The organism is Asanoa hainanensis (assembly GCF_900188485.1).
Lineage (GTDB): Bacteria > Actinomycetota > Actinomycetes > Mycobacteriales > Micromonosporaceae > Asanoa > Asanoa hainanensis.
The window spans coordinates 13,033-34,012 of sequence record NZ_FZPH01000016.1 but is presented as its reverse complement, the minus strand read 5'-3'; the positions used below and the strand labels follow the sequence as shown (position 1 = coordinate 34,012).

General features: G+C 69.1%; 19 protein-coding genes. 9 read left to right on the top strand and 10 right to left on the bottom strand.

Annotated features, from left to right (window positions below; translation table 11 throughout):
• Positions 1-63 precede the first annotated feature (63 nt).
• A complete protein-coding gene (locus CHC05_RS31275) occupies positions 64-579 on the top strand; it encodes a hypothetical protein (protein ID WP_089254227.1) in 516 nt (171 codons plus the stop codon).
• 5 nt (positions 580-584) lie between these two features.
• Complete coding sequence (locus CHC05_RS31270) at positions 585-1,856, top strand: MFS transporter (RefSeq protein ID WP_089254226.1); 1,272 nt, start codon at positions 585-587, stop codon at positions 1,854-1,856.
• Positions 1,857-2,268: 412 nt separating this feature from the next.
• Here the strand turns inward: CHC05_RS31270 and CHC05_RS31265 are convergent, their stop codons facing one another.
• Positions 2,269-2,904 (bottom strand): hypothetical protein, encoded by a 636-nt coding sequence (locus CHC05_RS31265; RefSeq protein ID WP_144022859.1) that lies wholly within the window; start codon positions 2,902-2,904, stop codon positions 2,269-2,271.
• A 262-nt stretch (positions 2,905-3,166) separates the two neighbouring features.
• Between CHC05_RS31265 and CHC05_RS31260 the strand changes: the two genes are divergently transcribed.
• Genes CHC05_RS31260 through CHC05_RS31250 form a run of 3 tightly spaced genes read left to right on the top strand, consistent with a single transcriptional unit; the run spans position 3,167 to position 6,290 of the window.
• The gene (locus tag CHC05_RS31260; protein ID WP_089254224.1) at positions 3,167-3,904 is read left to right on the top strand and encodes a hypothetical protein; all 738 of its coding nucleotides are present in this window, start codon (positions 3,167-3,169) and stop codon (positions 3,902-3,904) included.
• On the top strand, positions 3,901-4,845 hold the full coding sequence (locus CHC05_RS31255; protein WP_089254223.1) for a radical SAM family protein: 945 nt from the start codon (positions 3,901-3,903) through the stop codon (positions 4,843-4,845). The genes CHC05_RS31260 and CHC05_RS31255 overlap by 4 nt, the downstream gene beginning before the upstream one ends.
• Positions 4,842-6,290 carry a hypothetical protein gene (locus CHC05_RS31250; RefSeq protein ID WP_089254222.1) on the top strand — a complete coding sequence of 483 codons (1,449 nt, stop codon included), beginning with the start codon at positions 4,842-4,844 and terminating at the stop codon, positions 6,288-6,290. Before CHC05_RS31255 ends, CHC05_RS31250 begins: the two co-directional genes overlap by 4 nt.
• Before the next feature lie 42 nt (positions 6,291-6,332).
• On the opposite strand, the gene CHC05_RS31245 is transcribed toward CHC05_RS31250, so the two are convergent.
• The gene (locus CHC05_RS31245) at positions 6,333-11,255 is read right to left on the bottom strand and encodes a carbohydrate-binding protein (protein WP_089254221.1); all 4,923 of its coding nucleotides are present in this window, start codon (positions 11,253-11,255) and stop codon (positions 6,333-6,335) included.
• A 143-nt stretch (positions 11,256-11,398) separates the two neighbouring features.
• Between CHC05_RS31245 and CHC05_RS31240 the strand changes: the two genes are divergently transcribed.
• Positions 11,399-13,399 carry a S9 family peptidase gene (locus CHC05_RS31240; protein ID WP_089254220.1) on the top strand — a complete coding sequence of 667 codons (2,001 nt, stop codon included), beginning with the start codon at positions 11,399-11,401 and terminating at the stop codon, positions 13,397-13,399.
• Here the strand turns inward: CHC05_RS31240 and CHC05_RS31235 are convergent.
• The 3 genes from CHC05_RS31235 to CHC05_RS41760 all read right to left on the bottom strand — a co-directional run bounded on the left by CHC05_RS31235 (position 13,396) and on the right by CHC05_RS41760 (position 15,754).
• The gene (locus CHC05_RS31235) at positions 13,396-14,706 is read right to left on the bottom strand and encodes an NAD(P)/FAD-dependent oxidoreductase (RefSeq protein ID WP_089254219.1); all 1,311 of its coding nucleotides are present in this window, start codon (positions 14,704-14,706) and stop codon (positions 13,396-13,398) included. The two genes, CHC05_RS31240 and CHC05_RS31235, sit on opposite strands and share 4 nt — an antisense overlap.
• Before the next feature lie 66 nt (positions 14,707-14,772).
• Positions 14,773-15,192 (bottom strand): DoxX family protein, encoded by a 420-nt coding sequence (locus tag CHC05_RS31230; protein ID WP_089254218.1) that lies wholly within the window; start codon positions 15,190-15,192, stop codon positions 14,773-14,775.
• Positions 15,193-15,256: 64 nt separating this feature from the next.
• A complete protein-coding gene (locus CHC05_RS41760; protein WP_089254217.1) occupies positions 15,257-15,754 on the bottom strand; it encodes a cyclophilin-like fold protein in 498 nt (165 codons plus the stop codon).
• A gap of 75 nt (positions 15,755-15,829) precedes the next feature.
• On the opposite strand from CHC05_RS41760, the gene CHC05_RS31220 reads away from it, so the two are divergent.
• On the top strand, positions 15,830-16,687 hold the full coding sequence (locus CHC05_RS31220) for a helix-turn-helix transcriptional regulator (protein WP_089254216.1): 858 nt from the start codon (positions 15,830-15,832) through the stop codon (positions 16,685-16,687).
• On the opposite strand, the gene CHC05_RS31215 is transcribed toward CHC05_RS31220, so the two are convergent.
• Positions 16,619-17,620 (bottom strand): NADP-dependent oxidoreductase, encoded by a 1,002-nt coding sequence (locus tag CHC05_RS31215; RefSeq protein ID WP_089254215.1) that lies wholly within the window; start codon positions 17,618-17,620, stop codon positions 16,619-16,621. The two genes, CHC05_RS31220 and CHC05_RS31215, sit on opposite strands and share 69 nt — an antisense overlap.
• Complete coding sequence (locus CHC05_RS31210) at positions 17,617-18,102, bottom strand: nuclear transport factor 2 family protein (RefSeq protein ID WP_089254214.1); 486 nt, start codon at positions 18,100-18,102, stop codon at positions 17,617-17,619. The genes CHC05_RS31215 and CHC05_RS31210 overlap by 4 nt, the downstream gene beginning before the upstream one ends.
• Before the next feature lie 104 nt (positions 18,103-18,206).
• On the opposite strand from CHC05_RS31210, the gene CHC05_RS31205 reads away from it, so the two are divergent.
• Both CHC05_RS31205 and CHC05_RS31200 read left to right on the top strand, forming a co-directional pair.
• Positions 18,207-19,040 carry a LysR family transcriptional regulator gene (locus tag CHC05_RS31205; RefSeq protein WP_179266464.1) on the top strand — a complete coding sequence of 278 codons (834 nt, stop codon included), beginning with the start codon at positions 18,207-18,209 and terminating at the stop codon, positions 19,038-19,040.
• A 10-nt stretch (positions 19,041-19,050) separates the two neighbouring features.
• On the top strand, positions 19,051-19,407 hold the full coding sequence (locus CHC05_RS31200; protein WP_089254212.1) for a PRC-barrel domain-containing protein: 357 nt from the start codon (positions 19,051-19,053) through the stop codon (positions 19,405-19,407).
• Positions 19,408-19,420: 13 nt separating this feature from the next.
• On the opposite strand, the gene CHC05_RS31195 is transcribed toward CHC05_RS31200, so the two are convergent.
• From CHC05_RS31195 to CHC05_RS31185, 3 genes are read right to left on the bottom strand one after another with little or no spacing between them, the layout of a single operon-like run.
• Positions 19,421-19,858: a hypothetical protein gene (locus tag CHC05_RS31195; protein WP_089254211.1), complete on the bottom strand. Its 438-nt coding sequence runs from the start codon at positions 19,856-19,858 to the stop codon at positions 19,421-19,423.
• Entirely contained in the window at positions 19,855-20,466 is a 612-nt protein-coding gene (locus tag CHC05_RS31190; RefSeq protein ID WP_144022856.1) for a helix-turn-helix domain-containing protein, read from the bottom strand. The genes CHC05_RS31195 and CHC05_RS31190 overlap by 4 nt, the downstream gene beginning before the upstream one ends.
• Positions 20,453-20,971 (bottom strand): hypothetical protein, encoded by a 519-nt coding sequence (locus CHC05_RS31185; protein ID WP_144022855.1) that lies wholly within the window; start codon positions 20,969-20,971, stop codon positions 20,453-20,455. The genes CHC05_RS31190 and CHC05_RS31185 overlap by 14 nt, the downstream gene beginning before the upstream one ends.
• Between the last annotated feature and the right edge of the window lie 9 nt (positions 20,972-20,980).

Below are 20,980 nucleotides of genomic sequence, written 5' to 3'. Positions count from 1 at the left end.
TGCGCCGGGCGACCGCAACCAGGTCGATGGCTAGGGTGGCGGGGACCCGAAACGGAGGACGCCATGCGATTGATCCGGTTCGCGACCCTCGTGGCGGTCGCCGCGCTGGCAGGCTGCACCGGCGACCCGACGACACCGCCCCCGGCTCCCACACCGATCGCAGGCTGCGAGTTCCACCGTTACGAGGACGCGGCGGCGGTGCTGAACGCCCCGATGAACCAGACGCCGAAGACCGACGACGTGGAGCCGGGCGCGAAGGACACCCACTTCCTGTCGTGCGTGTGGTGGACCGCCGACGACAAGCGCTACGCCAACGTGGGCTACCGGACGGCCCTGACGCCGGCCGGTGCCGAGGACAACAAGGTCCAGTTCGCGAACCAGCAGACCGCGGACGCGGTGACCATCGACGGCCTCGGCGACGCCGCCTACTGGGACACCCCGAACGGCCAGATCCTGGTCTTCGTCGGCGACGACCTGCTGCTGGTCACCACCGGCGTCCGCGACGGCAAGGGCACCGATCGCAGCCAGGCCGAGACCACCAAGCTGGCCACCCTGGTGGTGTCACACCTGGGCGGCTGAGGCGGATGCGCCTCGGTCCGCTGCGCCAGCGCGACTTCGGGCTGCTCTGGTGGGCTGGGCTGATCTCGCTCACCGGCAACTGGGTGCTGTCCGTCGCCCTGCCGATCTACGTCCTGCAACTGACGCGGTCGCCGGCCGCCGTATCGCTGATCGTCGCGGCCGGGCTGGCCGGCAACCTGCTGTTCGGCGCGTTCGCCGGCGCCTACGTCGACCGGTGGGACCGCCGGCGCATCCTGGTCGTGATCAACGGGCTCCAGGCTTTGCTGCTCGCACCGCTGCTGCTGGTTTCCTCGGCGGACCGGGTCTGGATCGTGGTCGTCGTCGCGTTCGGCGAGCAGGCCCTGGAACAGTTCTCGAAACCGGCGGAGAACGCGTTGCTGCCACGGCTGGTCCGCGGCGACGACCTGGCCGCCGCGAACGCGCTGAACGTCCTCAACAACATCGTCGCCCGCCTCGTCGGCCCGGCCCTCGGCGGCATCGCGGCGGTGACGGTCGGCCTGCACGGCGCGGCCGCTCTTGACGCTGCATCCTTCGCGCTGGCGGCGACACTGTGCGCCCTGATCGGCGGCCGTCATCGGGCGTCCCGAGCCGACGAGCGGCACCTCGGGCGGGAGCTGTGGGAGGGCCTGCGCTACGTGGGCCGCAACCGCTACGTGCTGGCGGTCTTCCTCATCCTGGCGATCTCGTCGGTCGGCGAGGGCATCATGGGCACGCTGTTCGTCTTCTACGTGGTCGACGGCCTGGGTGCCGGCGGCCGCGAGCTCGGCTGGCTGATGTCGGCCCAGGCGGTAGGCGGCATCCTCGGCAGCCTGGTCGCCGCCCGGGTCATCGCCCGGTTCCGACCGACGTCACTGATCATGACGAGCTGGGTCTTCTTCGGCCTGGTCGACGTGGTCATCTTCAACTACCCGCGCTGGGACACCACGCTGTGGCCGGTGGTAGCCCTGTTCGTGGTCGTCGGCATCCCGGTCGGCATCCACGTCAGTGCGATGTGGACACTCTTCCAATTGGAAACCCCGGACCGCCTGCGCGGCAGGGCTTTCAACGTGATCTGGATGGGCGCATCACTGGCGGGCATCGCCGGCACGGCGATCGCGGGCCCGTTCGGCGAACGCATCGGCCTGCTCAACCTACTCACGATCCAGGGAGCGGGCTGCGTCGTCGCGGGGCTGCTGTTCCGCTTGGTAGCCGGCCGCGGCCCCGCCACGCTGGTGGCTCCTGAACCGCCGGTGGTGGCCTCTTCCGGCCTACGCAGCGGAGTGGCCAGTGAGCAGTGACGTGGCCGCGTGGCTCTGCCCGCCGGCACCACCGCAGCAGTTGGTGTCCGGCGAACCCGGAATACGCGGCTTTTTAAAAAGCCGAGCACCGCGACGAGCGTGAGCACGATCGTGAGTACGACGACCACGCAGAGACTGGCGACCTGGGAGGGAACCGGTCGCCCATCGAATCCGGCAACGATCTTCGCCGACTCGATCACGGTGTGGCCAGCCACGAAGAGCGCGACGACACCCAGCGACGTGCCGCCTTGCCCGCGGAGGCGTCGACCCATGCGGGGAGCGTAGGCCGCCACCCCCGGTGACGCACGACTGAGACACGCGCCCGTAATCCGGACGGGTGCGTCCACAGCGGTTTGTCGCCGCGCGGCCCGGGCCGATCGGTTGCGACGGCCCTCGGTTGCCGAGCCTCGGGTCACCGCCAGGCGAGCACACCGAACAAAGCCGCTGCCATGACGAGAACGCCGACACAGAGCAGGGCGGCCGCGGTACGCGTCCTGAACTCGCGGCGGTCGGCCGCATCGCGAATCTCGATGATGGCTGTCGACGGTCCGCCCGGTTTTCCGATCAACGAGTCGGCGACCATCGCGAGCAACTCCGCGCGGTTGGCTCGGGGGTCTTCGGAAAACTCTCCCCAACGTTCTTGGATCTCCTCTGTCTTGCTCTGGGCTGTTCTCAGCCGACCCATAAGGCTGAGGAGAGACACCAAGCAGGCAACGACGAGAACAGCGAGTGTCGCAGTGAGTCCCACCATAACGAGCCGACGATGCTGGTTGTCGAGGATGTCCTCAAGGAACTTGATATTGGCTCCGATAACCGCCACGATGAGGCCGCTGAAGGCGACCACCTGCATAGCCAGTCGATCCCAGGCCTCCGCTCGCTGGCGGTGCCAACGCATCACCTCCCATGCATGATCCACAAAGGCTTGGATGCTGCTCTCGTAAGCGTCGGCCCAGGAATGGTCGACTGGGTCGTTCTGGCGAACCGGATCGTCGGCTGCGGACGCACCCTGGCTGGGAACAACGCGTTCGTCTATCGGTACGGGATCCACGTCGTCACCTCTCGCGGCATCGCGCATCTTCTTCGAGGCACACATTCCAGTTGAAATGCCCTATCGGGATATACTGCCAAGCAATCCGGCTAGTTCGCCAGAGGTGGCGCGCGGAGGCGGCCGCACTTAGCAGCCATCCCATGAGAACGGTTCGCATTTCGGGAGTGTGGGGTCATGGTTCGACCAGGTGACCTTGCGTTCGTAGGCGTCGAGAAGGTGTCGTCAGTCCTTCGCGCCTGCCGGCTCCTCCTAAAGTGGACCGATGGCAGCAACGCAACCGCCCTCAGTCGAGTTCTACCGGACGACCGTCGCCTATCTCGACGCGCTCGGTTCCTCTGCTGCTTCCGACGACCCGAGCACGTCGCTGGATTTCCTGGATCGGCTCTATCGCTCCTACGAGCAGGTCGTGGCTCGTTTGCGCGCCCGGCAGGCCGTACACAAACTGGACCACCAAGTCTTCTCGGACCTGGTCTGCATCGCTGCCCCGAAGGACAGTCCACAAGCGTTGTCGCTGGTTCTCGAGTCGGTAGCCGTCGTGCTCGCGATCTTCGCGAGCAACGGTGTGCTGGTGCGAGGTGGCGTCACGATCGACAGCTTCTTCTGCGCCGAGAACCTCGTATTCGGCCCGGCTATCGTCCGGGCGGTGCGGCTCGAGCACGAGACCGCGATGCCCCGAGTGGCTTTGGCCGACGAAGTCCGCGATCAAGCGGCCCAGCTCGATCGCGACGACGAACCGCTGCCCCTAGCAACGGATCTTGCCGACGACTCGGTGTTCGTGCATTTCTTGCCCTTTCTCAACGGGCCGGGCCGGATGACCTTCCGGCGGCAGATCGAGCGACTCAGCGGCCGAAGCGACGTATCGCCCGACGTGGTCAGTAAGGCACACTGGCTAGCTGCCTACTACAACTGGGGAACCGGAACGGCGTCTCCGCTGCGGAGTCGTCACGACGGTCGTTTCGCCGAAGGCATCCGGCACCCAGCTCAACAAGGAGAACGATGACGGAGCAGGCAGGCGCGCGTGGCATGGGCGACGGCGCAGCCGGTGTGGTCGCGGGGCAAGGCGCGCTCCGCGAGCCGTACTTCATAGGATTGAACCGACGTGCCATGGTGTCGCTCGGGCCGTTGCGTCCGAAGACGTACTGCACCTACAAGTGCGCGTTTTGCTATGTGCAGGGTCCGTTCCCGCGCTACGCGACGCGAACGGCGAAGGAGATCGTCGACTGGCTGGACTCTCGGGCGTCGACCTCAATGGGCAAGTCGCCCTACGACATCGTCTACGTCAGCGGGGATACCGACTCGTTCGCCAAGCCGCGGACCGCGCAGGGCATCGAGCTCCTTGACATGCTGCTCAGTCTCAAGGAGCCAGTCGACGTGCTCTACACCACGCGCTACGTCTTCTCCGCTGCTGAGCGGTCGCAGATCGAAGTGCTGACTCGACGGTATGCCGAAGCCGGTCTGTTGCTCATACCGTGCATCAGCGTCTCCCAGTTGAACTACCCGAACCTGGAGCCGCACCCGGTGCCGCCTCCAGCAGAACGGCTCGCCCAGGTCCGCTGGCTGCACGGCATCGGTGCGCCGGTGATCCTGACGGTTCGGCCCTTCCTCCCTTACATCCCCGCGGACGAGTACGTCGAGATCGTGCGCCAGGGATCTGACTGCCGCGCGGTGGTCTTGGGTGGCGACTGGTACGCCGACGAGACCGGCGTGGTTGACGGACTGACGCGTGTGGCGCTGGAGCCCCAACTTGGTCGCATCTCGCCCGCGCCGGTCTTCGAGCCTCCTGGCCCACTCGACTTCTCGGTCGACGACACGAAATGGACGACCTACCGCCATCCTGTCGCCGAGGCGGCAGTCGCCGAAGCGTGCGCGAAGCTCGATGTCCCTTACTTCATGCGTAGCGAGCAGGCGGTGGATTTCTTGAGGAACAGGGTCGATCGGTGACGGAGAACCCATCTCTGGTCGAATACTGGTTCGAGACCTCGTCGCATTGCGACCGCATCATCGAGTTCACCGCTTTCATGCGCAAGTGGGCGGCCGAGGTGGCCGCCGAAGGTGACACCAACGACCTCAGCGGCATCGTCCGAGAGTTTCGCCACCGCACGAGAAGGCTGCCCCAGCAGCCGGCGCGGCATGATCCACAATCCTCCACCAAGCAACTGGTCGACGACGACGACGAACGGTTCCGCGGCGCGATGGAACTCCTGCAACAGGAGCTGAAGCCTCGACTGGCGACCTTCAGCCGTGACGGCGAGCGATCGCAGATAGAGAATCTGCTCAACGTCTCCACCTCGGACCTCGCGGACGAGTTCGGCAGCTTCTCGGCCGCGTGGGACTTTCTGGTGGAGCTGAAGTATCACACCTCGGTGCCGGACTCCCGCCAGCTCAGGCGCAACGCCTGGTTCTCGGTGCTGATCGAGCATTCCGAACGGTTCATCCGCGACATCATCAGTGTCGCGGTGCTCTTTCTGGGCCGAAGCGTCCTACGAGACGAGCTGATGGCCTGCCTGCACGACGCCGATCTTGCGGTGTACCCGGCGACGCCCAGACAGCTCGCTCGCCTCAACACGACCGCCGAGGTGCTCGCGGACACGGTCACCGGATACATGGACAGGGACAACAAGAACACCACATCCTTCGCGCGCACGTTTGGTGGCGCGCTGGGTGCCCCGTTGTTCGACCCCCACCTGACAGCTCTGGAGCAGGGTCTCCTGTCCGGCCTGGTGCACGGCGACACCATGGACGCGGCATGGGCGCTGCTGCTCGATGTGCGACACGCCATCGTCCACACGACGGTGGACGAGCTGCACGACGGCGAACCCGTTGACCTCGACCGCCTGCTCTACAACCTGGACAAGCGGCGCATGGAACTGTTAGCCGAGCTGCTTGGCGCATTCTGCTTCGGCTTTGCCATCCGGATGATGGTGCGGGTGGCCGAGAAGGCAGAGGCCGACGACCGAGAGCTCGTCGAGCGCCTCCGGCGTCTGCTGAGCGGCGAGCTTCGGGTACTTCTCAAGCGCATCCTCAACCAGGAGCGATACGCATTCGCGTGGGCTGTGGCGGAGGTGGCCATCGCTGCCGAGCCCGCCGACAGTCCGGGCACGATGCTGCGACTCAACGCGTACTTCGCTCGTCAGCAGCTGAAACCCGGCGAGGTGCCGCGAGACGAGATCGCCAGAATTCCCGTCGGTAATCTGCCGCGACACAGAATCATCAGGCAGGTGCTGCTCCGCGACTTCAATCGCGAGGAGCTGGAGCCGCTGCTGGACGAGGCACTTTCCAGCGGTGACGTAGCCATGCACGAGCTGCGCCAGTGGCCGGCGTTGGGCGATCTGTGGTTGGTTCCGTGGGTGGACAGCTGGCTTTTGCGCTACGACGAACGGCCGTGAGGTCCGGCTGGCGCCCGTGGTGGACGCCAGCCGGACCGATGGTTAGCCGATCAGTTTCCAGGGGCCGTTCTTGTCGCCGGGCGGCTGGTTGCGGCTGAACCACTTGGCCTCGTAGACCTTGCCTTGGTACGTGGCTCGGTCTCCCGCCTCGTACACCGTGGTCGGGGTCCAGGCCGCCGGTCCGCCACCCGGTGGTGGCGGGGCGATCTCCTCCCACGGGCCGTTCGGGTTGCCGGGCTGCTCGTGGCGGGTGTACCAGCGGGCCTTCCACTTCTTGCCCTCGTGCATGGCGATGTCACCGGCGTTGAACACCCGGGACGGCGTCCAGATCGCGACGCCCTCCTCGGTCATCGCCAGCTCCTGCCACGGGCCGTTCACGTCACCGGGCTTGTCACCCTTGGCATACCAGGAAGCGACGAAGACCTTGCCCTGGTACGTGACGCGCTCGCCGTTGTTGTAGACCGTGGCGGCAGACCAGGCCGGCGGGAGGTTGACGGTCACCGTGACCGCACCCTCGGCTGCCGCCAACGAGTCGCTGCCGGAGTACGAAGCCGTCAGCGCGTGGTTGCCGCCGGCCAGGCCGACCGGCAGCGTGAACGTCGCCGCTCCCGCGACCAACGGAGCCGAGCCGCGGACCTTGTCACCCTCGCGAAGCGTGACGGTGCCGGTCACCGCTGCCGGATCCGCGGAGACCTTCACGCTCACCTTCGCCGCCGTGCCCCAGGCGACCGGGGTGGACGTAAGAGTGACGGTCGGGACGCCCTTGCCGGTGCGGAAGACGGCCGGTTGGGCCACCGCCTCACCACCGTCGGCGGTCTTGGCCGAGACGATCCACGCGTACGACGTGGCGGGCTTCAGACCGGTCCAGCTCACGGACGCCGTGGCGTTCGCCGTAACGGAATCCGTGCCGATGACCCCCGACGGCACGTACGCCGCGATCGAGTCCGTCGAGAACGACGTCTTGCGGGTCGTCAGGTCGACGGGGAGGGTCAGGTTGTCCTCCGCGCCGTTGTAGCGGGGCTTCGGCTGGCTGCCGTCGGCCCGGATGTCGTACTCGGTGGCGCCGAAGTTGTCGAGCAGCGGCGAGTACGTGTCGATGTGCATCTCGGACCGGTCCACGTCGAACTGCAGCAGCCGCAGGAAGCTGGCGCCGAACTGCAGCCGGTCGGTGGCCTTGTGGTCGACCGTGCCGTCACCGTTGAGGTCGATGTTGCCGGCGGCGTCGGCGCGGCCGGGCCAGAGCTCGCCCGCGGACACCGTGTAGAACTGGTAGTCCGCCAGCAGCTCGACCACGTCGTGCGAGACCGTGACGCCGACGTTCGACTTCACGTTGGTGCCGACACCGTGTTCGTGGCCGGCGAGCACCAGGAACACGTTCGGGTTGGCCTCGACCACCATCTTGAACAGCGGCGAGCCGTCCGGCGCCGAGAACGCGGCACCACGGCCGTCGGGGCTGGTCGACGGGCGCAGGTAGTCGTGCGAGAGCAGGATGCCGTTGCGGTCCTTGTAGCGCTTGAAGACCGAGTCGGCCCACCGGGCCTCGTCCGGCGTGACGCCGTACGAGAGGCCGACCGCGACGAAGTCGAGGCCGCCGGCGGAGAACAGCACGTAGTTGTTCTGGTTGTCCTTGCCCGGGGTGACGCTGCCGTCGGCGTTGGTGACCTCGTCCCAGGCGTGGTACTCGGCGCCCGCCGGCCACGACCGCGCCACACCGTAGTAGCGGTCCGCGCCGAACGTCCGGCTGAACCGCGACGAAGGGCCGGTCTCCGCGCCGAGCTGGTTGTCGTGGTTGCCGGCGATGACCTGGTTGACCACGCCGTTGTCGTCGAGCACCTGCTGGAACTCGGAGGCCCGCTGGAACTCGCGGGTGACCTGCGCGTCCAGGCCCGGCCGCAGCAGCGAGCCGTCCGCGTTGCGCGCCAGCGGGTCGTAGTAGTCGTTCTCGATGACATCACCGGTGTGCGCCGTGTACGCGATCTTGCGTCCGGCCCGGTTGTCGGCGATCCACTGGGTCTGCTCGCGGTACGCGGCCGCGAAGATCGCCTGCTCCTCGGCGACCTGGACGTCGGACGGCTCGGCCTTGCCGTCGAAGTCGTCGTAGGTGCCGCCGGCCGCACCCTCGGTCACGTACTGGGTGTCCGTGAAGTGCGCGAGGGCGAAGTCGTACGAGGCGGGGTCCTCGAACCGGTCCTTGTCGTTCTGGGCCGAGGAGTCCCGCGGCGACAGGTCGTCGGCGAACGGGTCCTCGCCGGTGACCAGCACGTGCACGCTGCCACCGGAGAGGTAGCCGGCGGGCAGCGCGGCGTTCAGCACGGTGTTGCGTCCCGTGGCACCGCGCGTGCTGGTCAGCACGTCCCACTTCGCGCGCTCCGGGTCCCAGACCCGCAGCGCGACGACCCGGGCCGGGTCGATGGTGCCCTCCCAGCGCAGGATCGGCGCCTTCTGCGCCGCGGTCAGCGCCAGGTCGTACCGCTGGAAGACCACGTCGCGGCTGGACGTGGTGTCGATCGTGCGGCCGTCCAGCGGGCGCAGCGACCCGATGTCCACGCCATCCGAGTGCGCCACGTCCAGGGTGGTCGGCACGCCGGCCGAGACACCCTGGTAGCCGGCGGTCGGGCCGACCACGTCCGCGCGAGTGAAGGTGGCCGACAGCGGCACGCCGTCCTCACCGGGCACCTTCGCCGACAGCGTGGCCGCCGGAGCGATGGTGCCGGTGACCGCCGAGTCCAGGTCGGTCGGCACGTCCGGGATGCTGGCGCTGGTGAACCGCACCTCGCGGGTGGCGGTGTTGCCCAGCGTGTCGGTGGCGGTGACCGCGAGCGTGTGCGCGCCCGCCGGCAGGCCGTGGCCGATCTGGTCGCCCTGCTTGACCGCCTTGCCGTCGAGGGTCAGCGTCGGTGTGCCGGCGACACCGGTGGCGTCCTTGACCCGCACGTCGAGCGCGATCGTCGCGGTCAGCCGCTGGCCCTCGGCCGGCACGCTGCTCTGCACGACCGGGGCCGCGTTGTCGACGGTGAACGCGCGGGTGGCGGTCCGGTCGCCGCTGGTCGCCGCGACCGTGTGCTTCCCGTCCTCGAGCGTGGTGGTGTCCACGTCGGCCCGCAGGCCCCGCGCGGCGCCGTCGACCTCGAAGAGGATCTCCTTGTGGAGCGTGCTGTTGTACGTGCTGCCGCAGGTGCCGTCACCGACGAAGGTCGTGACCTGCGAGCCCGGCGGGTACGACGACGAGCCGATCGTCACGGTCGTCTGCGCGACGTGGCGGGTCAGCAGAGTCGCGGTGCCGCCGGCCGGCAGGAGCTCGTAGTCGCGCATCGTGAAGTCGTCGAAGTTGCCGGTCGGGCAGTCCGGGGCGACGGTGGTCGGGTTGATCCCGGCCTGGAAGTCGATGACGTTGACGCCCGGCACGAGCCACTCGTTCGGGAACGAGAGGACCGCGGTCTCCTTCTCCCAGATGCCCATGGGCAGCGGGATGCCGTTGACCAGCACCTTGTTGTCGTAGCCGCCGTCGGTGCCGTTGCCGCCGACGAACAGGCGCAGCCGCGCGTCGCCGCCGCTGCCCAGCGTCGCGATCGTGCGGGCGGTCTCCGCGCCGGCGATCGTGAACGCGAACTCGGCGTCCTTGTTGGCGCCGCAGGTCCCGTCACCGAGCGCGAGCGTGGCGTCGGCGGTCTCGGTCGCGATGCCGCCGGTCACGTAGGACACCCGGTCCAGGGTCGCCGTGCCAGTGCTGGTGGCCAGGGCGACCGTACCCCGGGTGATCCTGAAGTCGTCGTGGTTGGCGCACAGCGTGGCGCCGCTGCCGGAGTTGTAGTCACCGGTGACCACCCGGACGGTGTTCGCGCCCGGACGCAGGAACCGGTTCGGCAGCTTGATCGAGACGGCCTCGGCGGCCGTCGCCCCGAAGTCCCCACCGAGGTCGACGCGGTTGCCGTTGACCAGCAGGTAGTTGTGGTAGCGGGCCTCGATCGAGTTGCCGGCCGCGACGGTGAAGGTGAACGTCGACGTGCCGGAGGCGAGCGTCTCGGCGTTGCGGGCGGGCGCGCCGTCGAGCGCGATCGCGTCGACGCCGGTGTCGCCGTCGCGCGGCGCGGCCGCGATGATCGGCTGGGTCTGCCGGACCAGGGCGCCCTCGGCGGGCGTGACCTTGGCCGATCCGGCCGGCGGGTTGTTGACGGTGACCGAAACCGCGGTGGTCGCCCCGGACGCGGTGAACGCCTCGACGCGGTGGGTGCCGTTGGACAGCGACCGGGTGTCGAGGTCGACGCGCGCACCGGCGGTGCTGCCCGGCTCGCCCGAGAGCACGAACGTCAGCGTCTGGGTCAACCGCGGCGTCGAGCTGCCGCAGGTGCCGTCGCCGAAGCTGTAGCTGAACAGGTTCTGCTCACCGTCGATGACCACGCCGAGCAGGCTCAGGCTGATCCCGCTGAGCGGGAAGTCGTCGAAGTTCGGGCACCGCCCGCCCTCACCGTTGGGCAGCGTCTCGTAGCCGATCGCGGCGGTGTTCGTCGAGTCGACCCAGTTGGCGCCCGCCTGCACGGTGACCGTGTTGGCGCCGGGGCGCAGCCACTCGCCGGGGAAGTCGAGCACACCGGCGTTGCCGCCCGGGATGTCGGGGAAGTAGACGCGGTCGGCCTCGGCCGTGCGGCCGTTGACGGTGATGTAGTTGTGGTAGCGGGCCTCGGTGCCGTTGCCACCCATGTCGAAGGCCAGGTGCGCGGTGCCGGCGGTGCGGGTCAGGTCGACCGCGTCGTCGTCGACCGTGATCCGGGCGACCGAGTCGTTCTCGGCGGTCGGCTCGGCCTTGACGGTGACGGTGCCGTCGAGCGCCTGTCCGTTGCGGAGGTTGAGGGTCGGTGCCCCGCCGGTGACCGGTGGTGCCTGCTCGGCTCCGGCGTCGGCGGGCACGACCAGAGTGGCCGCGACCACGACCAACGCTATGGCCAGCGCGCGTGTTCGGCGCATCATTGACTGCGTCTCCTTGTTCGGGTACGCCGCGCATGACAGGCCACGCGGCGCCTGAGTCTGCGCGGTGTGGAGAAACGCACCGGCTCAGCACAGTGATCACCCGGAGATGCCAATGTGAACAGTCGGGGTGGTAGAAAGTCCCGATGGACTCGTTCTCCGACCTCGAAGCGTTCGTGCGCCTGCCCCGGCTCAGCGGGCTGCGGCTGTCGCCGGACGGGCGCCGGCTGGTGGTCGGCGTGGCCACACCGGACCGCAAGAACACCCGCTACAGCACGGCGGTCTGGGAGCTCGACCCGGACGGCCAGCGGCCGGCCCGCCGGCTGACCAACAGCGCCAAGGGTGAGTCGCCGGCGGCGTTCACGCCGTCGGGCGACCTGGTGTTCACGTCGGCGCGGCCGGCGCCGGACGGCGACGAGGACGACGAGGCTCGGGCGGCGCTGTGGCTGCTGCCGGCCGGCGGCGGCGACGCCCGGGTGCTGGCGAACCCGGCCGGCGGCGTGAGCAACGTGGTCGTCAGCGCGAGCGGCACGGTGGTGGCGGGCTCCTCTCTGCTGCCCTCGGCCGCCGGTCTCGGCAGCGACCAGGAGCTGCGCAAGCGGCGCAAGGACGCGGGCGTCTCGGCGCTGCTGCACGAGGAGTTCCCGGTGCGGTTGTGGGACCACGACCTCGGCCCGGCCCGGCTGCGGCTGCTCACGGGGGAGATCAAAGACCAACTGGAGCTGCGGGACCTGACCGGTCACGCAGGCCGGGCGCTCGACGAGGACGGCGACTGGGACGTCGCGCCGGACGGCCGCACCGTGGTCGCCACCTGGGCGGTGGCCGAGCGCTCGGGGTCGTCGCGGGTCACGCTGGTGGCCGTCGACGTCGCCACCGGGGAGCGGCGCGTGCTCGCCGACGACGTCGCGCACGAGTATCACGCGCCGCGGGTGTCGCCCGACGGCTCGACCGTGGCGTTCGTCGTGCGGCACCGGTCCGGGCTGGACGACCCCGGCGACATGTGGTTGTGCGTGGTGCCGCTGGCCGGTGGGCCGGTGCGGGCGCTGACCGCCGGCTGGGACCGCTGGCCGAACACACCGCGGTGGACACCGGACGGCGCCGCGCTGATCGTGGCGGCCGACGACGGCGGGCGCGCTCCACTGTGGAAGGTGGATGCCACGACCGGTGAGGTCGTCCGGCTGACCCACGACGACGGTGCCTACACCGACATCCAGGTCGCGCCGGACGGGCGCTGGGTCTACGCGCTTCGTGGCGCGATCGACAGCCCGCCGGCCCCGGTCCGGGTCGCGCTGGACGGCTCGTCCGAGGTGCGGCGACTGCCCGGGCCGGCAGGCGCGGAGGTCCGCGTACCCGGTCGGCTCGAAGAGGTCACCGCCACCGCCGTGGACGGCACCCCGCTCCGCGCCTGGCTGGCGCTGCCGGAGACCGATGCACCCGTACCCCTGCTGCTCTGGATCCATGGTGGTCCGCTCTCGTCCTGGAACACCTGGATGTGGCGCTGGAACCCGTGGGTCGCCGTGGCGCGCGGCTACGCGGTGCTGCTGCCGGACCCGGCTTTGTCGACGGGCTACGGCCTCGACTTCATGAAGCGCGGGTGGGGTGCGTGGGGCGACGCTCCGTACACCGACCTGATGGCGCTGACCGACGCCGCCGTCGAGCACGCGGACGTCGACGCCGACCGGACCGCGGCGATGGGTGGCTCGTTCGGCGGCTACATGTCCAACTGGATCGCCGGCCACACCGACCGGTTCGACGCGATCGTCACGCACGCCGCGCTGTGGTCGCTCGACCAGATGATGAGCACCACGGACCTGCCGTTCATCTGGGCGCGCGAGCTCAATGCCCAGCGCCTGGAGGTCAACTCACCGCACCGGTTCGCCGACGCGGTCACGACGCCGATGCTGGTGATCCACGGCGACAAGGACTACCGGGTGCCGATCGGCGAGGCGCTGCGCCTCTGGTGGGACCTGATGTCGCGGTCCAAGGACGAGGACGGGTCGAGCATCCACAAGTTCCTCTACTTCCCCGACGAGAACCACTGGATCCTCAAACCCGGCAACGCCATGATCTGGTACGAGACGGTGCTGGCGTTCCTCGACCACCACCTGCGCGGGCTCGAGTGGAGGCGGCCGGAGCTGCTCGGCTAGCTGTCCTTCCCGCCGGCGACGAAGGCGCGCCGGGGGTCCTGCACCGAGGCCAGGGAGACGATGTCGCGGCCGTAGACCGCGGCGGCCAGCCAGATCGCCAGCACCCGGACCTTGCGCTCCCAGGTCGGCACCGCCAGCACGTGGTAGCCGCGGTGCATCAGCCAGGCCGGCAGGCCCTTGATGACGATCCGCTTGTACTGGAAGATGCCGCGGCCGAGCCCGAGCGTCGCGACCGTGCCCAGGCTGTGGTGCTTGTACTGCTTGGGCTCGCGGCCGCGGAGGCTGGCGACGATGTTGCTGGCCAGCAGCTTGCCCTGGCGCACGGCGTGCTGGGCGTTCGGCACGGTCCACGTGCCGGGCACGGCCAGGTCCGGGACGGCGGCGTCGTCGCCGGCGCCCCACGCGTCGGGCACCGGCTCGGCGTCGGTGCCCACCCGCAGGTCGGCCCGCACGGTGAGCATGCCGCGCTCGTTGACGGGCAGGTCGGTGTGGTTGCGCACCATCGCGGTCGCGGCGTTGCCGACGGTCCAGACGATCAGGTCGGTGTCGAACTCCGTGCCGTCGGAGAGCACGACGTGGCCGTCGACCGCCGACTGCATCGTGGCGTTGAGGTGGATGTGCGCGCCGCGCTTCTCCAGTGACCGCACCACCCACCGGCCGGGCTCGTCGGTGACCTCCGGCAGGATCCGGTCCCGGGCCTCCACCAGGTGGAACGCGATCTCGGATTTCTTGATCTCCGGGTACGGCTTGGTCAGCGCGGTCGCCAGCGACAGCAGCTCGCCGAACCCCTCGACACCGGAGAACCCGCCGCCGACGAACGCGGCGCTGAGCAGCTTGCTGCGCTCCGGGCCGGGCTCGAGCGTGGCGGCCCGGTCGAAGTTGGTCAGCAGCCGGTCGCGGATGGCCACGGCCTCCTCGACGTGCTTCATGCCGATGGCCTGGTCGGCCACGCCGGGCACGCCGAGCTGGCGGGTCACCGCACCGGCGGTGACGGCGATGATGTCGTACGCGAGAGCGAACTCGGCACCCTCGGCGGGCCGGATGGTCGCGGTCCGGTTCGCGTGGTCGACGGTGACGACACTGCCCGAAATGATCTTCGTGCGGCGCAGGTGTCGGCGCTGCGAGACGGCCGCGTGCCGGGCCTCGACGGATCCGGCCAGCACCTCGGGAAGAAACGGCTGGTATGTCATGTATGGGCGGGGATCGACCAGTACGACCCGAGCCTCTTCTTTTCGGAGCTTCTTCTCCAGCTTCCAGGCCGTGTAGAAGCCCGCATATCCGCCGCCGACCACCAGAATCGTCCGCATCTGGTCCTCTTCTCTCTGTCACCAGCTAAGACCAGATAGCGGGCTGGTTTGTGACGGTCCCGCGGATCAGTTCAGGTCGAACAGCGGTCCGGTGATGGTGAGTCCAAGGTCGTCGCCAACATATGCGAAAAAGGCGAACAACATCAATGACGCCCCGGCCAGGGCGAGGTCCTTGAGGAACTGCACCATCTCGTTCTGGCGCGCCTGCGGGTCGGTCTCCTTCCAGAAGGCATGCATCAGGAAAGCGGTCGGCACCAGGAAGGCGACCAGGATCAGGGCGCCGAGGTCGGCCCAGAGGCCGAGCAGCACCAGGACCCCACCGACGGCGAGCATGACGCCGGTGCCGAGCACGGCGATGCGGGCGGCGGGCACGCCACGGGACTTGGCGTAGCCGGCCATGCCGTCGGTCTGGGTGAGATGACCGACGGCCGAGCCGAGGAACAGCGGAACGAACAGGATCCTTCCGATCAACACGAGCACATCCATGGCGCGTCCATTCCTGCGCGAAGGGATCGATCACCGTGAACGTACGCCTTTTGCGGTTGAGCGCTCAAGCACCAATCTCGATGCGGACCGTGACCGTGCTGCCGGCCTCGGCGAGGTCGGCCAGACCGGTGTTCACCGTGCCGAGGTGGACCAGGCCCGGGTCGGGAACCCGCTGGCCCAGGTCGTCGTAGTAGATGGCGATGACCTCGGTCGACGGCCAGAAATAGATCTCCCCGGGTACGGGATCGTGGATCGGGCGGCCATCCTCGACGGTGATCGTTCGCGGCAGTCGCCCGGACTTCGCCTGCCCCCACACGTCCCGCAGGTCCACGGTCGTGGGCAGCATCGCCGCGAACTGCCGTGCTTCGGGCGTGTCGGTCAACGTGGCGATGGCGATCGCGTCGCCGAACTCCAGCGCGACCCGCGCCGCCCCGGCCGCCCGCGGGGTGACGTCTGCCGGCGCGCCGTCGGTCGTACAGCCGGCCAGGACGAGGGTGAGGGCGATGACGGCGGTGCGAAGGGCGGCGGTGTGCATGCCCCCGAGCACACCGGGCGCGGCCATGCCGAGGAAGTCACCGGCGATGGGTGCACCGCTGGTGTATCCCAGGTGCGGGCGGTCCGTCGTACCGTCGTCGTCATGGACAACCGAGCCGAGGTGCGCGCGTTCCTCACCTCGCGCCGGGCCAAGGTCAGCCCTGAGCGGGCCGGCCTGCCGACCGCGGGCCAGCGCCGGGTGCCGGGCCTGCGGCGCAGCGAGGTCGCCGCGCTGGCCGGCATGAGCGTGGAGTACTACGCCAAGCTCGAACGCGGCTCGCTCGCCGGCGCCTCGCCCGGTGTCCTCGACGCGCTCGCCCGCGCCCTGCACCTCGACGAAGCCGAACGCGAACACCTGCTGCGGCTGGCCCACTCGGCCGACGGCAGGGATGCCGGGCGGCGCCGTCCCCCGCCGTCGACGGTGCGGCCCAGCCTGCGATGGGCGTTGGACGCGATCACCGCGACGCCGGCGATTGTGGGCAACAACCGGATGGACCTGGTCGCGGCCAACCCGCTGGGCCGGGCGATGTACAGCGACCACTTCACCGACGCGGGCGGCCCGCCGAACTTCGCCCGGTTCATCTTCTTCGACGGCCGGGCCCACCGGTTCTATCCCGACTGGGGCATGGCCGCGGACATCTGCGTGGCCAACCTGCGCACGTCGGCCGGAAAGGACCCGCACGACAAGGGCATCCACGACCTCGTCGGCGAGCTGTCCACCCGCAGTGACGAGTTCCGGCGCCGGTGGGCCGCGCACAACGTGCGTACCCACGGCGCCGGGGTCAAGCGCTTCCACCACCACGCGGTCGGGGATCTCGACCTGTCCTACGACAGCATGGACCTGCGCGCGGAGCCGGATCTGGCCCTGACCATCTACACGGCGTCGCCCGGCTCACCGACCGAGGACGCCCTGCGCCTGCTCGCCACCTGGGCGGCCACGCAAGCCGGCGTTCTCGGATGACCGTGTCCCGGCGGCTATCCGCAGCACCACCTTGCCGCTGACCGCGCCGCCGGCCACCGCGCGCTGTGCGTCGGCCGCCCGATCCAGCGGGTAGACGGCGCCGACCCGCGGGACGACGGACCCCTCGTCGGCCAGCCGTGCGAGGGTCCGGAACTCGCTCTGGTCGTAGCGGGCGAAGACCGGCCGGACTCCGGGGTCACTGAAGTCGGTGGTCGAGGCCACCCGGGCGCTTGGGCGGCCGACCGCGGACGTGCTGGACAGCGCGCCATGCCCGGCCGCGTCGAAGACCGCGTCCACTCCGCCGGGTGCCACCGCTCGGACGTGTTCGACCAGCCCGTCGCCGTACTCGACGGGGATCACCTGGATCGATCGCAGGTAGTCGTGGTTGCGCACCGATGCCGTGCCGATCACCGTGGCGCCGCGCACCACCGCGAGCTGGGCCGCCAGCTGGCCCACGGCACCTGAGGCACCGTGGACCAGCAGCGTCTCGCCGCGTCGGACGTCCAGGACGTGCGCCACCGCCCGGTAGGCGGTCAACCCGGCCAGTGGCAGCGCCGCGGCCTGTTCCCAGCTCAGGCTTCGCGGCTTCGGGGCCAGGGTGCGTACGTCGGCGGAGACCAGCTCGGCGTACCCACCGTGTTGCCGTTGGACCTCGCCGCGCAGGTAGCCGACGACCTCGTCACCCGGCGCGAGATCGCCCGCCCCGAGCCCGACGCGTTCCACCACGCCGGCGATGTCCCAACCCGGGATCACCGGGAAGTACGTCTCCACCGTCCCGGCCGTGGATCCGGCCTGGTTGCCGAGGTCCGCGGGGTTCACCGCCGCGGCGACCACCCGGACCAGCACCGAGTCCACGTGCACCTTCGGGTCCGGCAGCTCGGCCAGCTCGAGGACGTCGGGGCCGCCGTACTCGCGGTAGATGGCCGCTCTCATGGCGTGTTGGGGAAGGCCATCGGCTGGTCGAGGACGATCCGGTGGTGGGTGATCATCCATCGCCCGTCGACCCGGCGCATCGTCGGGCGGTAGTAGCCGCTCTCGATCGGCGTGACGGTTCCCTGCGGACCCCGGACGCCCTCTGGCCACCCGTCCGCCGGCCGCACGTCCCCGACGGTGTTGAACACGACGAACTGGGCGTCGATCGTCGCGTCGTCCCCTTCGACCTCGATGAGGTGGTCGTGGGTGGTGTGGTGACTCCACCCGCGCGGCGGGTGGGGTTTCATCAGCCCGGCGATCGCCGCGCCGATCGCCTCCGCACCGACCAGCTCGCCGACCTTCTCCGGCTCGCCGGCCCGGTTGTAGAAGATCTCGGCCTTCGCATCGGTGACGAACAGGGCCGACATCGCGGCCCCGTCGCGCCAGTCGACCGCCCGCACATAGCGCGCGAGCACCTGCTGAACCTGACGTTCCTCGCTCATGATTTCTTTCCTCGATCTCTCGCCTAGGAAGCTGTTATCGACTTCACCACGGCGCCGCGAGATCGGCGATGACCAGGTCAGAAAGCATCATTACCGTGGAGAGCATGGATCGATTGGAGACGCGGGAGCTCGGCTATTTCGTCGCGGTGGCGCAGGAACTGCATTTCGGCCACGCCGCCGAACGGCTGGGAATCTCACCGCCGCCGCTCTCGCGCGCGATCACCCGCCTGGAACGGCGCGTCGGCGCGCCACTGTTCGACCGGACGAGCCGGAGCGTCGCCCTGACCGCCGCCGGCGAGGCGTTCCTGGCCGAGTCCCTCAAGGCCCTAGACGCCGTCGACAACGCGGTCGTGCAGGCCCGGCGCGCGCACCGGTCCGGCCGGCTGCGGATCGCCACGCACCCCGGCACGGGCTCGGGCCTGCTCCGCGAGCTAATCACCCGGACGACCCCGGACCACCCGGTCGACCTGGTCTTCACCCGCGACCAGGCGGCGGTGCTGCGCGCCCGCGACGCCGACATCGGGCTGCTGTGTGCCACCACCGACCTACACGGCCTGGACAGTGTGGAGGTCGGCGTGGAGCGGCCGTTCGCGCTGCTGCCCAGCGGCCACCGGTTGGCCGACCGGCCGGCCGTGGAGCTGTCCGAGCTCGACAAAGAGCCGAACTACCAGGCAGAGGCGCCGGTGACCGCCCTGGACGAGCTGGTGGACCTGGTCTCCCTCGACCAGTTGGTGGTCGTCGTCGGCGAGAGCGCGGCCCGCCGCGCCGGAGACGGCGTGATCGCGGTGCCGGTCGCCGACCTGCCCGACACTGTGCTGCTGCTCGCTTGGCCATCAGGCCCACCGAGCCCACAGGCCTCGGCACTGCTCAGGGCGGCGAGGTCGGGACCTGCGGTCATTCACGCCGATTTGGGCGTCATGTCGGTCTCTGAGTCATAGGGTTGACGGCATGTTCGAAGCGGCGGATATCCGCGAGTGGCGGGGCAGTGCGGTGCTCGACCCCGAGAGCAACAAGATCGGGACCTTCGACGCGGTCTACGTCGACACCGCCTCCGACGATCCGACCTTCGCCACCGTCACCGTCGGCATGCCCACTCGCCACCGGTCCGTCCTCGTCCCGCTGGCCGGTGCCGTGGTCGGGCCGGGCTACGTCCGGGTCAAGCACTTCCGCGACCAGGTCAAGAACGCGCCGGCGCTCGCCGACGGCGCGGAGCTCGCCGCCGACGACGAGCCGGACATCTTCCGCCACTACGACCTGGAGTACCAGCCCGGAGCCACCGGCGAACGCCGCCTGGCCCGCGGCTGAAGCGCGCTGGTCGTCAGGACGCGCTTCTCGCCCGTGCGCGCAGAACCGCACCGCGATGAGCGAACAACGGAAGATAGAACGGCGGCAGGGCGAGTCGATTGGTCATCGAGGCGAGGAACTCGCGGATGAACGGGACCGCTGTGAGCAACAGGGGACCCTGCGCGTACTTTTCGATCTCCTGATGTTCGGGATCGCCGTCGCCGCTGTGTGAGTAGGACGCAACGAAGCTCGCATCGATCTGCGCGACCAACACCTCGGTCGCGTTCAGGAAGCGAAAAGTCGTCAGGACCGTGAAGACGAAGTCGTCCTGGTGGGAGAACTCGACTTCGATTTCCTGCTCGACCTTGCCCGGCGTCGCGTCCTCCGCTTCTCCTCGCGTGACTCGACACTCGTCCAGGAAGAGCGTCTCCAGCGTGAGCTGGTCGATCAGGTCGCTTGCCGTGTCCGTCATTCTGTCTTCGCCAGACCGGGCGATCTCATCTCGACTCCACCGGTGAGTTCGACCGCACCGGTCGTCCACCCGTCGGCGCGCGGCGGCGTGGGAACGCGCCGAACGTGGCCCCTTGGCGAGACCGTCACCCGGGCCACCTGCGTCGGAGTGCCGTGTGGAGTCGCCCTGAGCACGTCATCCGCGGCGACGACCATGGGGACCTTCACCGGACCCTCGTGGGTCAGAAACGTCTGAAGGAACACCTCGAAGGTCTTTTCCGCCTGCTCCGTGGTTTTTCTTCTGGGCCGCCGGCCGATGACGTCCAGCGGTGGTCGGTCACCTTCCACCGGAACCGCGCCGATTCTGAGCTCATAGCCCATCGCGCGGACGAATCGAGCGACGGTAGCGATGTGCAGGTTGCCGTCTCCGGAAAGGACCTGCGACACCCGACCTTCGGTAACCGCCAGCTCCCCAGCAATGTCCTTCGAGGTCAACCCCGATGAGACCTTCGCTGCGTGCAGAAGTCGCGAAACGCTCGCGGCTGCCGCTGCGGCGGCCAGTCCGAGGCGCCCTTGCGCGGTGGCGGCGCGTTCTTCGTAGAACGACGGTGATCGGTCATCGCTTGTCATGCTCGAGGTCCTCCTCTCGAACGACAAGAGTTAGTTCCAAGTCCCGGTCGGTGGTTTGTCGGCCGGTCTTCGGGAACGCGTGCCCAAGCCGGACGTATTCGTCGAAGTTCGGGAACCAGTAGTAGTCTCCGCCGCTCGCTTCGTCGGCAGTTCGCGGGCGGAGCTTCGGGTAGTAGGTCCCGTCGCCGGGGGTGTCGAAGAAGGACAACCGCTTCGCGCCTAGCTTGAACTCCCATATGCCGTCGTCGAGATCATTGACGGCGCGCCCGTAGCAAGGCTCACCGCGGTCGGCCAGCGTCTGGAAAAACGTCAGGAGCTTGTCGTAATCGCTGATCTGAGCATCGTCTGGGAAGTGCTCACCGAAGTCGGGATCCTCTATCCACATTCCTCGACTCAGTTGATCTAAGAAGTCCGCGGCGGGCGACGTGAGGCCATCGGAACGAACTGCGCATTCGATCACGTAACAGGCCCCCTCATAGATCGTGCGGTTCGTGCGGCGCGTCACTTTAGTCAA

What these genes read in the sequence shown, in the direction of transcription:
- CHC05_RS31275 (WP_089254227.1), top strand. Translation starts at nt 64, where the DNA reads ATGCGATTGATCCGGTTCGCGACCCTCGTGGCGGTCGCCGCGCTGGCA.
- CHC05_RS31270 (WP_089254226.1), top strand. Translation starts at nt 585, where the DNA reads ATGCGCCTCGGTCCGCTGCGCCAGCGCGACTTCGGGCTGCTCTGGTGG.
- CHC05_RS31260 (WP_089254224.1), top strand. Translation starts at nt 3,167, where the DNA reads ATGGCAGCAACGCAACCGCCCTCAGTCGAGTTCTACCGGACGACCGTC.
- CHC05_RS31255 (WP_089254223.1), top strand. Translation starts at nt 3,901, where the DNA reads ATGACGGAGCAGGCAGGCGCGCGTGGCATGGGCGACGGCGCAGCCGGT.
- CHC05_RS31245 (WP_089254221.1), bottom strand. Translation starts at nt 11,255, where the DNA reads ATGATGCGCCGAACACGCGCGCTGGCCATAGCGTTGGTCGTGGTCGCG.
- CHC05_RS31240 (WP_089254220.1), top strand. Translation starts at nt 11,399, where the DNA reads ATGGACTCGTTCTCCGACCTCGAAGCGTTCGTGCGCCTGCCCCGGCTC.
- CHC05_RS31235 (WP_089254219.1), bottom strand. Translation starts at nt 14,706, where the DNA reads ATGCGGACGATTCTGGTGGTCGGCGGCGGATATGCGGGCTTCTACACG.
- CHC05_RS31230 (WP_089254218.1), bottom strand. Translation starts at nt 15,192, where the DNA reads ATGGATGTGCTCGTGTTGATCGGAAGGATCCTGTTCGTTCCGCTGTTC.
- CHC05_RS41760 (WP_089254217.1), bottom strand. Translation starts at nt 15,754, where the DNA reads ATGGCCGCGCCCGGTGTGCTCGGGGGCATGCACACCGCCGCCCTTCGC.
- CHC05_RS31220 (WP_089254216.1), top strand. Translation starts at nt 15,830, where the DNA reads ATGGACAACCGAGCCGAGGTGCGCGCGTTCCTCACCTCGCGCCGGGCC.
- CHC05_RS31215 (WP_089254215.1), bottom strand. Translation starts at nt 17,620, where the DNA reads ATGAGAGCGGCCATCTACCGCGAGTACGGCGGCCCCGACGTCCTCGAG.
- CHC05_RS31210 (WP_089254214.1), bottom strand. Translation starts at nt 18,102, where the DNA reads ATGAGCGAGGAACGTCAGGTTCAGCAGGTGCTCGCGCGCTATGTGCGG.
- CHC05_RS31205 (WP_179266464.1), top strand. Translation starts at nt 18,207, where the DNA reads ATGGATCGATTGGAGACGCGGGAGCTCGGCTATTTCGTCGCGGTGGCG.
- CHC05_RS31200 (WP_089254212.1), top strand. Translation starts at nt 19,051, where the DNA reads ATGTTCGAAGCGGCGGATATCCGCGAGTGGCGGGGCAGTGCGGTGCTC.
- CHC05_RS31195 (WP_089254211.1), bottom strand. Translation starts at nt 19,858, where the DNA reads ATGACGGACACGGCAAGCGACCTGATCGACCAGCTCACGCTGGAGACG.
- CHC05_RS31190 (WP_144022856.1), bottom strand. Translation starts at nt 20,466, where the DNA reads ATGACAAGCGATGACCGATCACCGTCGTTCTACGAAGAACGCGCCGCC.